Here is a 12,987-nt window from a genome sequence, read left to right as displayed (position 1 = left end):
CAAATTGCTTGGGTGTTATATGGTCAAGCCTCACGGGCAATTAGTACAGGTTAGCTCAACGCCTCACAGCGCTTACACACCCTGCCTATCAACGTCGTAGTCTTCGACGGCCCTTCAGGGGACTCAAGGTCCCAGTGAGATCTCATCTTGAGGCAAGTTTCCCGCTTAGATGCTTTCAGCGGTTATCTTTTCCGAACATAGCTACCCGGCAATGCCACTGGCGTGACAACCGGAACACCAGAGGTTCGTCCACTCCGGTCCTCTCGTACTAGGAGCAGCCCCTCTCAAATCTCAAACGTCCACGGCAGATAGGGACCGAACTGTCTCACGACGTTCTAAACCCAGCTCGCGTACCACTTTAAATGGCGAACAGCCATACCCTTGGGACCGGCTTCAGCCCCAGGATGTGATGAGCCGACATCGAGGTGCCAAACACCGCCGTCGATATGAACTCTTGGGCGGTATCAGCCTGTTATCCCCGGAGTACCTTTTATCCGTTGAGCGATGGCCCTTCCATACAGAACCACCGGATCACTAAGACCTACTTTCGTACCTGCTCGACGTGTCTGTCTCGCAGTCAAGCGCGCTTTTGCCTTTATACTCTACGACCGATTTCCGACCGGTCTGAGCGCACCTTCGTACTCCTCCGTTACTCTTTAGGAGGAGACCGCCCCAGTCAAACTACCCACCATACACTGTCCTCGATCCGGATAACGGACCTGAGTTAGAACCTCAAAGTTGCCAGGGTGGTATTTCAAGGATGGCTCCACGCGAACTGGCGTCCACGCTTCAAAGCCTCCCACCTATCCTACACAAGCAAATTCAAAGTCCAGTGCAAAGCTATAGTAAAGGTTCACGGGGTCTTTCCGTCTAGCCGCGGATACACTGCATCTTCACAGCGATTTCAATTTCACTGAGTCTCGGGTGGAGACAGCGCCGCCATCGTTACGCCATTCGTGCAGGTCGGAACTTACCCGACAAGGAATTTCGCTACCTTAGGACCGTTATAGTTACGGCCGCCGTTTACCGGGGCTTCGATCAAGAGCTTCGCGTTAGCTAACCCCATCAATTAACCTTCCGGCACCGGGCAGGCGTCACACCCTATACGTCCACTTTCGTGTTTGCAGAGTGCTGTGTTTTTAATAAACAGTCGCAGCGGCCTGGTATCTTCGACCGGCGTGGGCTTACGCAGCAAGTGCTTCACCCTCACCGGCGCACCTTCTCCCGAAGTTACGGTGCCATTTTGCCTAGTTCCTTCACCCGAGTTCTCTCAAGCGCCTTGGTATTCTCTACCCAACCACCTGTGTCGGTTTGGGGTACGGTTCCTGGTTACCTGAAGCTTAGAAGCTTTTCTTGGAAGCATGGCATCAACCACTTCGTCACCCAAAGGGCAACTCGTCATCAGCTCTCGGCCTTAGAATCCCGGATTTACCTAAGATTCCAGCCTACCACCTTAAACTTGGACAACCAACGCCAAGCTGGCCTAGCCTTCTCCGTCCCTCCATCGCAATAACCAGAAGTACAGGAATATTAACCTGTTTTCCATCGACTACGCTTTTCAGCCTCGCCTTAGGGACCGACTAACCCTGCGTCGATTAACGTTGCGCAGGAAACCTTGGTCTTTCGGCGTGGGTGTTTTTCACACCCATTGTCGTTACTCATGTCAGCATTCGCACTTCTGATACCTCCAGCAAGCTTCTCAACTCACCTTCACAGGCTTACAGAACGCTCCTCTACCGCATCACTTACGTGATACCCGTAGCTTCGGTGTATGGTTTGAGCCCCGTTACATCTTCCGCGCAGGCCGACTCGACTAGTGAGCTATTACGCTTTCTTTAAAGGGTGGCTGCTTCTAAGCCAACCTCCTAGCTGTCTAAGCCTTCCCACATCGTTTCCCACTTAACCATAACTTTGGGACCTTAGCTGACGGTCTGGGTTGTTTCCCTTTTCACGACGGACGTTAGCACCCGCCGTGTGTCTCCCATGCTCGGCACTTGTAGGTATTCGGAGTTTGCATCGGTTTGGTAAGTCGGGATGACCCCCTAGCCGAAACAGTGCTCTACCCCCTACAGTGATACATGAGGCGCTACCTAAATAGCTTTCGAGGAGAACCAGCTATCTCCGAGCTTGATTAGCCTTTCACTCCGATCCACAGGTCATCCGCTAACTTTTCAACGGTAGTCGGTTCGGTCCTCCAGTCAGTGTTACCTAACCTTCAACCTGCCCATGGATAGATCGCCCGGTTTCGGGTCTATTCCCAGCGACTAGACGCCCTATTAAGACTCGCTTTCGCTACGCCTCCCCTATTCGGTTAAGCTCGCCACTGAAAATAAGTCGCTGACCCATTATACAAAAGGTACGCAGTCACCCAACAAAGTGGGCTCCCACTGCTTGTACGCATACGGTTTCAGGATCTATTTCACTCCCCTCTCCGGGGTTCTTTTCGCCTTTCCCTCACGGTACTAGTTCACTATCGGTCAGTCAGTAGTATTTAGCCTTGGAGGATGGTCCCCCCATATTCAGACAAAGTTTCTCGTGCTCCGTCCTACTCGATTTCACTTCTAAGATCCTTTCGCGTACAGGGCTATCACCCACTATGGCCGCACTTTCCAGAGCGTTCCGCTAAAATCAAAGAAGCTTAAGGGCTAGTCCCCGTTCGCTCGCCACTACTAAGGGAATCTCGGTTGATTTCTTTTCCTCAGGGTACTTAGATGTTTCAGTTCCCCTGGTTCGCCTCTTGCACCTATGTATTCAGTACAAGATAACCATCTTATGATGGCTGGGTTCCCCCATTCAGACATCTCCGGATCAAAGTCTGTTTGCCGACTCCCCGAAGCTTTTCGCAGGCTACCACGTCTTTCATCGCCTCTGACTGCCAAGGCATCCACCGTATGCGCTTCTTCACTTGACCATATAACCCCAAGCAATCTGGTTATACTGTGAAGACGACATTCGCCGAAAATTCGATCTTGCTCAAAGAGCAACTCACAAATTTTACCTTAGCCTGATCCGTTACCAGTGAAAGTAACGTTCAGTCTATCTTTCTATCACATACCCAAATTTTTAAAGAACGAACTAGTCAAAGACTAGAAATCAACATTCACCATCGAACCGATGGAATGCTCATTTCTAAGCTTTATACAATCGAAGCAGTAGTGGTGGAGCCAAGCGGGATCGAACCGCTGACCTCCTGCGTGCAAGGCAGGCGCTCTCCCAGCTGAGCTATGGCCCCGTATTTCTACAGGCGTTTCCCACACAAAATTGGTGGGTCTGGGCAGATTCGAACTGCCGACCTCACCCTTATCAGGGGTGCGCTCTAACCAACTGAGCTACAGACCCAATTTCGGGCTGCTTCTTTCGTCTTCTTCAATGAATCAAGCAATTCGTGTGGGAGCTCATGGAGCAGCTGCGGTCGTCGATTAAGGAGGTGATCCAGCCGCAGGTTCCCCTACGGCTACCTTGTTACGACTTCACCCCAGTCATGAATCACACCGTGGTAACCGTCCCCCCGAAGGTTAGACTAGCTACTTCTGGTGCAACCCACTCCCATGGTGTGACGGGCGGTGTGTACAAGGCCCGGGAACGTATTCACCGCGACATTCTGATTCGCGATTACTAGCGATTCCGACTTCACGCAGTCGAGTTGCAGACTGCGATCCGGACTACGATCGGTTTTGTGGGATTAGCTCCACCTCGCGGCTTGGCAACCCTCTGTACCGACCATTGTAGCACGTGTGTAGCCCAGGCCGTAAGGGCCATGATGACTTGACGTCATCCCCACCTTCCTCCGGTTTGTCACCGGCAGTCTCCTTAGAGTGCCCACCATAACGTGCTGGTAACTAAGGACAAGGGTTGCGCTCGTTACGGGACTTAACCCAACATCTCACGACACGAGCTGACGACAGCCATGCAGCACCTGTCTCAATGTTCCCGAAGGCACCAATCCATCTCTGGAAAGTTCATTGGATGTCAAGGCCTGGTAAGGTTCTTCGCGTTGCTTCGAATTAAACCACATGCTCCACCGCTTGTGCGGGCCCCCGTCAATTCATTTGAGTTTTAACCTTGCGGCCGTACTCCCCAGGCGGTCAACTTAATGCGTTAGCTGCGCCACTAAGAGCTCAAGGCTCCCAACGGCTAGTTGACATCGTTTACGGCGTGGACTACCAGGGTATCTAATCCTGTTTGCTCCCCACGCTTTCGCACCTCAGTGTCAGTATCAGTCCAGGTGGTCGCCTTCGCCACTGGTGTTCCTTCCTATATCTACGCATTTCACCGCTACACAGGAAATTCCACCACCCTCTACCATACTCTAGCTCGACAGTTTTGAATGCAGTTCCCAGGTTGAGCCCGGGGATTTCACATCCAACTTAACGAACCACCTACGCGCGCTTTACGCCCAGTAATTCCGATTAACGCTTGCACCCTCTGTATTACCGCGGCTGCTGGCACAGAGTTAGCCGGTGCTTATTCTGTCGGTAACGTCAAAACACTAACGTATTAGGTTAATGCCCTTCCTCCCAACTTAAAGTGCTTTACAATCCGAAGACCTTCTTCACACACGCGGCATGGCTGGATCAGGCTTTCGCCCATTGTCCAATATTCCCCACTGCTGCCTCCCGTAGGAGTCTGGACCGTGTCTCAGTTCCAGTGTGACTGATCATCCTCTCAGACCAGTTACGGATCGTCGCCTTGGTGAGCCATTACCCCACCAACTAGCTAATCCGACCTAGGCTCATCTGATAGCGCAAGGCCCGAAGGTCCCCTGCTTTCTCCCGTAGGACGTATGCGGTATTAGCGTCCGTTTCCGAGCGTTATCCCCCACTACCAGGCAGATTCCTAGGCATTACTCACCCGTCCGCCGCTCTCAAGAGGTGCAAGCACCTCTCTACCGCTCGACTTGCATGTGTTAGGCCTGCCGCCAGCGTTCAATCTGAGCCATGATCAAACTCTTCAGTTCAAACATCTTTGGGTTTTGAGAAAACCCTAAACTTGGCTCAGCAATCGTTGGTTACATCTTTGATTTCTCGCGGAGTAACTTGTGATGCTGATAATCTGTTGACTAGCAGTCTGACTCCACAAGCACCCACACGAATTGCTTGATTCAGTTGTTAAAGAGCGGCTGGCTGAGTCTTTCGTCTCAACCGAGGCGCGCATTCTACAGCGCCCCGTGTATCTGTCAAGCGGTTATTTTAAGAAGTTTTCAAAGTTTCGCTTCGGAAACATCAACAACTTCAACCACTTGCGCTTCCGATCTCTCGTTAGCGGGAGGCGAATTCTACAGCGTTACTCGCTGCTGTCAACACCTCTTTTTCACCGCTTTCGACCGAGAAGATCGAACCGCCGATAGAGCCAAACAACACTGCTCTACCTGCTCCTTCCGGGCCTCGATGAACTGAAGCCCAACACTTTCGAAACTTACTTAACTCATTGAATATCAAGGAGTTTTCCGCTTCGACTGCGCCGGAAGTGGGGCGAATTATAGACTTCCAGAATCTGCCGTCAACACCTATTTTCATAATTCTGTCACATCAGCCTAAAAGCCCCGTAAATGCAGAGGCCGGCGCCCAAGGGCGCCGGCCTCTTCACTCTCCGTTTACAAGCTGGGGAAAGCGAACTGCGAAGCCTCGTGGCTTGCACGCTGCGGCCAGCGCTGGGTAATGGCCTTGCGACGCGTATAGAAACGCACACCGTCCGGGCCATAGGCGTGCAGGTCGCCGAACAGCGAGCGCTTCCAGCCGCCAAAGCTGTGATAGGCAACCGGCACCGGCAATGGAACGTTGACGCCGACCATGCCGACTTCGATCTCATCGCAGAACAACCGCGCCGCCTCGCCATCGCGAGTGAAGATGCAGGTGCCGTTGCCATACTCGTGATCGTTGATCAACTGCATCGCCTCTTCCAGGCTATTGACCCGGACGATACACAGTACCGGCCCGAAGATCTCTTCCTTATAGATGCGCATCTCAGGGGTCACACGATCAAACAGGCAACCACCGAGGAAGAACCCTTCCTCATGCCCGGTCACACTCAAGCCGCGACCATCGACAATCAGCGAAGCGCCAGCCGCCACACCGTCTTCTATATAGCCACTGACCTTGTCGCGATGCTGCCCTGTCACCAACGGCCCCATGTCCAGCCCACAGGATGTACCTGCGCCAATCTTCAACGACTTGATCTGCGGCACCAGCTTGGTCACCAGTGCATCCGCCACCTGGTCGCCGACACACACCGCCACCGAAATCGCCATGCAGCGCTCACCGCACGAACCATACGCCGCGCCCATCAGTGCGCTGACGGCATTGTCCAGGTCCGCATCCGGCATCAGCACCGCATGGTTCTTTGCCCCACCCAGCGCCTGGACGCGTTTGCCGCGCCGAGTGCCCTCGGCATAGATGTATTCGGCAATCGGCGTCGAACCGACAAAACTCAGCGCCTTCACTTCTGGCGCTTCGATCAGTGCGTCCACCGCAGCCTTGTCGCCATGCACCACGCTCAACACGCCCTTGGGCAACCCGGCTTCCAACAGCAACTGGGCGATCAGCAGTGTCGAACTCGGGTCACGCTCGGACGGCTTGAGGATGAAGCAGTTACCGCAAACGATCGCCAGCGGATACATCCACAGCGGCACCATCGCGGGAAAGTTGAACGGTGTGATACCGGCCACCACACCCAAAGGCTGGAAGTCTGACCAGGCGTCGATGTTCGGTCCTACGTTACGGCTGTATTCGCCTTTCAGAATTTCTGGCGCGGCACAGGCAAACTCGACGTTTTCGATGCCGCGCTTGAGCTCACCGGCCGCGTCTTCCAAAGTCTTGCCGTGTTCTTCACTGATCAACTGCGCGATGCGCGACTCGTTCTGCTCCAGCAATTGCTTGAAACGAAACATCACCTGCGCACGCTTGGCCGCCGGTGTATTGCGCCAGGCCGGGAAAGCCGCTTTGGCGGCGTCGATGGCCTGCTGGATGGTTGCGCGATCAGCCAACGGCACTTTATGGATGGCCTGGCCAGTGGACGGGTTGAACACATCGGCGGTGCGAGTGCTGTCGCTCAGCAGTTCGCCATTGATCAAATGCGGGATGAGGCTCATGGGGACTCCAAAATTATCCACAAGCGCCCGTGACCGGACGCTCGTAATCGAAAGCTATATAGAAGGACGCATCAGTCGAGCTTGTTCAGCACTTCACCGACCGCGTCGAACAGGCGGTCCAGATCCTGCGGTTTGCTGTTGAACGTTGGCCCGAACTGCAGGGTGTCGCCGCCGAAGCGCACATAGAACCCGGCTTTCCACAACGCCATGCCGGCCTCGAACGGACGCACGATCGCATCGCCGTCGCGCCCGGCGATCTGGATCGCGCCGGCCAGGCCATAGTTGCGAATGTCGATGACGTTCTTCGCACCCTTCAAGCCGTGCAATGCGTTCTCGAAATGCGGGGCGATCTCGGCCACGCCCTGTACCAGGTTTTCCTTCTGCAGCAGGTCCAGTGCCGCCAGGCCAGCCGCGCAGGCCACCGGGTGTGCCGAGTAGGTATAGCCGTGGGGAAATTCCACCGCGTACTCGGGCGTCGGCTGGTTCATGAAGGTCTGGTAGATCTCGGAACTGGCAATTACCGCCCCCATGGGGATCGCGCCATTGGTGACTTGCTTGGCGATGCACATCAGGTCCGGGGTCACGCCAAAGCTGTCGGCACCGAACATCGAACCGGTGCGGCCGAAACCGGTGATCACTTCGTCGAACACCAGGAGAATGCTGTGCAGGTCGCAGATTTCCCGCAGGCGCTTGAGGTAACCCTCCGGCGGCACCAACACACCGGCCGACCCTGCCATCGGCTCGACGAACACCGCAGCGATGTTGGAAGCATCGTGCAGTTCGATCAGCTTCAACAGCTCATCGGCCAAGGCGATGCCACCCTCTTTCGGCATGCCACGGGAATAGGCATTGCTGGCCAGCAAGGTGTGAGGCAAGTGATCGACATCCATCATGGCCTGGCCGAACAGTTTGCGGTTGCCGTTGACACCGCCGAGGCTGGTGCCGGCGATGTTCACGCCGTGATAGCCACGGGCACGACCAATCATCTTGGTCTTGGTCGCCTGGCCCTTGAGACGCCAGTAGGCGCGGACCATCTTCACCGCGGTATCGGCACACTCGGAGCCGGAATCGGTAAAAAACACATGATTGAGATTGCCCGGGGTCAGGCTGGTGATTTTTTCCGCCAACTGGAACGACAGCGGATGACCGTATTGAAACCCCGGCGAGTAATCGAGGGTGCCCAGCTGCTTGGCGACCGCCTCCTGGATTTCCTTGCGGGTGTGCCCGGCGCCGCATGTCCACAGGCCCGACAGCGAGTCGTATACCTTGCGCCCCTTGTCATCCACCAGCCAGCTGCCTTCGGCAGCGACGATCAGGCGCGGATCACGCTGGAAATTGCGATTGGCGGTGTAAGGCATCCAGTGGGCATCCAGCTTGAGCTGGCTGGCCAGGGAACCGGCAGCGTGTTCGGGCATGTTCATCGACAAAACCTCGCAGGTCATAAGCGACAGGGATCGAAAGCGTTCTTGCAGCTAAGTTGCCACGGCGATAAAGTCGATGAAATTCAACTTTTGTAACCTTCAGTCGGTGGATCACTAAACTATGAGCGTTCGTCGTCCCGATCCACTGGCCCAAGTCAGCGACTTTGATATTCGCCTGCTGCGCATTTTCCGCAGCGTGGTGGAGTGTGGTGGGTTTTCCGCCGCTGAGACCGTGCTTGGCATCGGCCGCTCGGCCATCAGCCAGCAGATGAGCGACCTTGAGCAACGCCTCGGCCTGCGTCTGTGCCAGCGTGGGCGCGCGGGCTTTTCCCTGACCGAGGAAGGTCGCGAGGTGTATCAATCGGCGTTGCAGCTATTGAGCGCACTGGAAAGCTTTCGCACCGAGGTCAACGGATTGCACCAGCATTTGCGCGGTGAATTGATCATCGGCCTGACCGACAACCTGGTCACCCTGCCTCACATGCGCATCACCCACGCCTTGGCTCAATTGAAAGAACGCGGGCCCGACGTGCAGATCCAGATTCGCATGATCGCCCCCAACGAAGTCGAGCAAGGCGTGCTCGACGGACGCCTGCATGTCGGCGTAGTCCCCCAGGCCAGCGCCCTGTCCGGGCTGGAATACCAACCGCTTTATAGCGAACGTTCGCTGCTGTACTGCGCGGTCGGGCATCCACTGTTTTATGTCGATGACCAGCAACTCGAAGATGCTCGCCTCAATAGCCAGGACGCCATCGCCCCTACTTTCCGCCTGCCAGCCGAGATCCAGGCCCACTACCAGGTGCTCAATTGCACCGCGAGCGCATCGGACCGCGAAGGCATGGCATTCCTGATCCTCACCGGGCGCTACATCGGTTACCTGCCCGATCACTATGCCAGCCTCTGGGTCCAGCAAGGTCGGTTGCGCGCCTTGAAGCCCTGCGCACGTTTCTATGACCTGAGCCTGGCGTCGGTCACGCGCAAGGGGCGTCGGCCTCATCTGGTGCTGGAGAGTTTTCTCCAAAGCCTGGCGGCAACCCGCTAATCCTGTGGGAGCCATCAAGAGGCTTTTAGTGTAATGGCACTTGTCGGATTGATGCCGGTGCGCTATCAACGCATTTGCTTGCCCACAGACCCAGCCCGGAAACGCCCATGACCTTTGAAGTCCCTGCCCACGGTGGCAAGCCCACCAGCCGCATTCGTCAAAAGAACGAAGAGACGATCCTCAAGGCCGCCGAAGATGAATTCGCTCGTCACGGGTTCAAAGGCACCAGCATGAATGCCATCGCCCTCAAGGCCGGGCTGCCCAAGGCCAACCTGCATTACTACTTCACCAACAAGCTCGGGTTGTACGTGGCGGTGTTGAGCAACATCATCGAATTGTGGGACAGCACCTTCAATACCCTCACCGCCGAGGATGATCCGGCCGAAGCCTTGACCCGCTATATCCGCGCCAAGATGGAGTTCTCTCGTCGCCAACCCCAGGCGTCGCGACTGTTTGCCATGGAAGTGATCAGCGGTGGCGAATGCCTGACCGAGTATTTCAACCAGGATTATCGCGCCTGGTTCAATGGCCGGGCGGCCGTATTCCAGGCCTGGATCGATGCCGGCAAGATGGACCCGATCGACCCGGTGCACCTTATTTTCCTGTTGTGGGGCAGTACTCAGCATTACGCCGACTTCGCCACCCAGATCTGTCGCGTGACCGGGCGCAGCAAGTTGACCAAGCAAGACATGATCGAGGCTGGCGACAACCTGATCCGCATCATTCTCAAAGGCTGCGGCCTGACACCAACCCTATAAGATCGCCATGCCCTTTACCCTTGCCGGCTTTTGCGAGTATCGCGAAGAAATTCGCAAAAGCCGCTTCATCACGTTCGCCGCGCCCATTACCAGCCCCGCCGACGCCCAGGCCTTTATCGACCGGCATAGCGACCTGAATGCCTCGCACAATTGCTGGGCCTGGAAACTCGGCGATCAATACCGCAGTAACGACGATGGTGAGCCAGGTGGCACCGCCGGGCGGCCGATCCTGGCCGCGATCGAAGCACAAGCCTGCGACCAGGTCGCGGTGCTGGTGATCCGCTGGTACGGCGGGATTCAACTGGGCACGGGCGGGCTGGCCCGGGCTTATGGCGGGGGCGCGAACAAATGCCTGCAAAACGCCGAGAAAATCGAATTGATCAGTCGCGTGGCGCTGCGCTGTTCCTGCGGATTCGCCGAACTGGCCCTGGTGAAACTGCGCGTCGCCGAATGCGGCGGGCTGGTCAATGAAGAACGCTTTACGGCCAATGGCGTAGACCTTCAACTGGCTGTGGGCCAAGCGCAGATCGAAACATTGCAAACGCACCTGGCCGACCTGAGCCGTGGACGGATTCTGCTGGCACGTTGAGATCAGCGTGCGATCTTTCAGGGCGCCCCGCAAACGTTCAACTTGCCCACATCCACTGTGCACCCGACTGTGGATAACCTGAGCACATCCCTCTGTAACCCTTCTGTCATGCGGGTTTGAGCGGGTTGCTCATTTTTCAGCCAAAGTCCCGCCAAACCGCCAAATCCATCCACAAAACAAACGCTTGCGACGGTTTATCACCTTTAGAAGAAAGCCTTGCACTGCTTATGCCCGAGTTCCCGGCTTGCACACAATAACTGTGGAGCAACCTGTGGATAACCCGTTCATGGCTCCTGCCACCCCAAGAAGGGCATGGCTCGCAGCCGCTTGATCAATTTTTAACCACCTATTTCAGGGCAAACCGATGCCTGCGCAAAACTTGCGCGCTCCAAGCCGGTGCAAAATTTCCTACGGTGGGTGCCCAGACAACATCCAGAGAGCCTTGGCGATGCGGCTCGAGGCGATTTCCTGACCTGATGGCCAGGAAATTGCTTTATCCACAGGTATTCCTGTCCATCGGCCCGAGCCTGTCATGTCCAACCCCGATTCCATCGCGCGCCTGCAATTGCGCAATATCAGCAAACGCTACCCCGGTTGCCTGGCCAACGACGCCATCGACCTGAGCATCCAACCCGGCGAGATCCACGCCCTGCTCGGAGAAAACGGTGCAGGTAAAAGTACCCTGATGAAAATTATCTACGGCGTCACCCCCGCCGATTCAGGCGAGGTGATCTGGCAAGGCCAGCGCGTCAACCTGCGCAACCCGGCCCAGGCCCGCAGCCTGGGAATCGGCATGGTGTTCCAGCATTTCTCGCTGTTCGAAACCCTCACCGTTGCGCAAAACATTGCCTTGGCAATGGGCGCGGCAGCCGGTACGCCGGCGCAGCTGGAACCCCGGATCCGCGAGGTTTCCCGGCGCTACGGCATGGCGCTGGAGCCGCAGCGGCTGGTCCACAGCCTGTCGATTGGCGAGCGGCAACGGGTCGAGATCATTCGCTGCCTGATGCAGGACATTCGCCTGCTGATTCTCGACGAACCGACCTCGGTGCTCACGCCCGTTGAAGCCGAAGAACTGTTCGTGACCCTGCGCCGCCTGGCGAGCGAGGGCTGCAGCATCTTGTTTATCAGCCACAAGCTCGGGGAAGTGCGAGCGTTGTGCCACAGCGCCACAGTGCTGCGCGGCGGGCGGGTATCGGGGCATTGCACGCCGGCGCACTGCTCGGACCGGGAACTGGCGCAACTGATGGTCGGCGAAGCGGCCGGACTGATCACGGACTACCCCAAGGTCAGCGCAGACAAAGCCTTTCTGCAGATCAACAAACTGTCCTGGCACAACCCGGACCCGTTCGGCTGCTCGTTGCGGGATATTGACCTTGAGGTCTGCAGCGGCGAAATCGTCGGCATCGCCGGGGTGGCGGGCAATGGTCAGGACGAATGGCTGGCGTTGCTCAGCGGAGAAACGCAGCTTGCCCGCCGGCAAGGCGAAACAATCCGATTCGACGGGCAACCTGTCGCTCATCTGCGCCCCGACGCTCGTCGCCGGCTCGGGCTGGCATTTGTCCCCGCCGAGCGCCTGGGCCATGGCGCCGTGCCGCAATTGAGCCTGGCGGATAACGCCTTGCTCAGCGCTTTCCAACAGGGCTTGGTCAGCCACGGACTGATTCGACGCAGCAAGGTCGAACACTTGGCCGAAGAGATCATCCGTCGCTTTGGCGTGAAGACACCCGACACCAAAACCCCGGCGCGCAGCCTCTCGGGAGGCAACCTGCAGAAATTCATTCTCGGCCGGGAAATCCTGCAACAGCCGAAGCTGCTGGTGGCCGCTCACCCGACCTGGGGCGTGGACGTCGGCGCGGCGGCAACCATCCATCGCGCCCTGATTGCCCTGCGCGATGCAGGCGCGGCGATTCTGGTGATCTCCGAAGACCTCGACGAACTGTTCCAGATCAGCGACCGCCTCGGCGCCTTGTGCGGCGGGCGCCTATCGGCCTTGAGGCCCACGGTCGAGACCCGGCTCAGTGACGTTGGCGGCTGGATGGCCGGCCAATTCGACGCCCCTCAATCCCCGGCCCCCGCACCGGTTTAACGGA

Annotated in this window: 6 protein-coding genes, 2 tRNA genes and 2 rRNA genes; 4 read left to right on the top strand and 6 right to left on the bottom strand. The window is 56.8% G+C overall.

Going from position 1 to position 12,987, the window contains the following annotated elements; translation table 11 throughout:
• Positions 1 to 19 precede the first annotated feature (19 nt).
• The 6 genes from GFU70_RS03710 to GFU70_RS03685 all read right to left on the bottom strand — a co-directional run bounded on the left by GFU70_RS03710 (position 20) and on the right by GFU70_RS03685 (position 8,508).
• A 23S ribosomal RNA gene (locus GFU70_RS03710) occupies positions 20 to 2,911 on the bottom strand.
• Positions 2,912 to 3,156: 245 nt separating this feature from the next.
• A tRNA-Ala gene (locus GFU70_RS03705) sits at positions 3,157 to 3,232 on the bottom strand.
• Positions 3,233 to 3,262: 30 nt separating this feature from the next.
• Positions 3,263 to 3,339, bottom strand: a tRNA-Ile gene (locus GFU70_RS03700).
• Positions 3,340 to 3,420: 81 nt separating this feature from the next.
• Positions 3,421 to 4,957, bottom strand: a 16S ribosomal RNA gene (locus GFU70_RS03695).
• Together the 16S and 23S rRNA genes with 2 tRNA genes alongside form the textbook arrangement of a ribosomal RNA operon.
• 636 nt (positions 4,958 to 5,593) lie before the next feature.
• Positions 5,594 to 7,087 (bottom strand): CoA-acylating methylmalonate-semialdehyde dehydrogenase, encoded by a 1,494-nt coding sequence (locus tag GFU70_RS03690; RefSeq protein ID WP_153387612.1) that lies wholly within the window; start codon positions 7,085 to 7,087, stop codon positions 5,594 to 5,596.
• 71 nt (positions 7,088 to 7,158) lie between these two features.
• Positions 7,159 to 8,508 carry an aspartate aminotransferase family protein gene (locus GFU70_RS03685; RefSeq protein WP_153387611.1) on the bottom strand — a complete coding sequence of 450 codons (1,350 nt, stop codon included), beginning with the start codon at positions 8,506 to 8,508 and terminating at the stop codon, positions 7,159 to 7,161.
• A 121-nt stretch (positions 8,509 to 8,629) separates the two neighbouring features.
• Between GFU70_RS03685 and GFU70_RS03680 the strand changes: the two genes are divergently transcribed.
• The 4 genes from GFU70_RS03680 (at position 8,630) to GFU70_RS03665 (ending at position 12,983) form a co-directional block, all read left to right on the top strand.
• Positions 8,630 to 9,550, top strand: a complete 921-nt coding sequence (locus GFU70_RS03680) for a LysR family transcriptional regulator (RefSeq protein WP_058542943.1) — start codon at positions 8,630 to 8,632, stop codon at positions 9,548 to 9,550.
• Between the two features lie 107 nt (positions 9,551 to 9,657).
• Positions 9,658 to 10,308: a TetR/AcrR family transcriptional regulator gene (locus GFU70_RS03675; protein WP_153387610.1), complete on the top strand. Its 651-nt coding sequence runs from the start codon at positions 9,658 to 9,660 to the stop codon at positions 10,306 to 10,308.
• Positions 10,309 to 10,315: 7 nt separating this feature from the next.
• Positions 10,316 to 10,897: an IMPACT family protein gene (locus GFU70_RS03670; protein WP_153387609.1), complete on the top strand. Its 582-nt coding sequence runs from the start codon at positions 10,316 to 10,318 to the stop codon at positions 10,895 to 10,897.
• A 532-nt stretch (positions 10,898 to 11,429) separates the two neighbouring features.
• Complete coding sequence (locus GFU70_RS03665; protein ID WP_058545032.1) at positions 11,430 to 12,983, top strand: ABC transporter ATP-binding protein; 1,554 nt, start codon at positions 11,430 to 11,432, stop codon at positions 12,981 to 12,983.
• Positions 12,984 to 12,987: the final 4 nt, after the last annotated feature.

Origin of the sequence: Pseudomonas brassicacearum (assembly GCF_009601685.2) — a bacterium.
In the GTDB taxonomy this organism is placed as follows: Bacteria; Pseudomonadota; Gammaproteobacteria; order Pseudomonadales; family Pseudomonadaceae; genus Aquipseudomonas; species Aquipseudomonas kilonensis_B.
Note: the sequence above shows the minus strand (reverse complement) of the source record. Positions and strands in the feature narration are given on the sequence as shown.

Bases quoted from the DNA above. Each gene is read 5' to 3' on its own strand.
- GFU70_RS03680 (WP_058542943.1), top strand. From the start codon at position 8,630: ATGAGCGTTCGTCGTCCCGATCCACTGGCCCAAGTCAGCGACTTTGAT.
- GFU70_RS03670 (WP_153387609.1), top strand. From the start codon at position 10,316: ATGCCCTTTACCCTTGCCGGCTTTTGCGAGTATCGCGAAGAAATTCGC.
- GFU70_RS03675 (WP_153387610.1), top strand. From the start codon at position 9,658: ATGACCTTTGAAGTCCCTGCCCACGGTGGCAAGCCCACCAGCCGCATT.
- GFU70_RS03685 (WP_153387611.1), bottom strand. From the start codon at position 8,508: ATGAACATGCCCGAACACGCTGCCGGTTCCCTGGCCAGCCAGCTCAAG.
- GFU70_RS03690 (WP_153387612.1), bottom strand. From the start codon at position 7,087: ATGAGCCTCATCCCGCATTTGATCAATGGCGAACTGCTGAGCGACAGC.
- GFU70_RS03665 (WP_058545032.1), top strand. From the start codon at position 11,430: ATGTCCAACCCCGATTCCATCGCGCGCCTGCAATTGCGCAATATCAGC.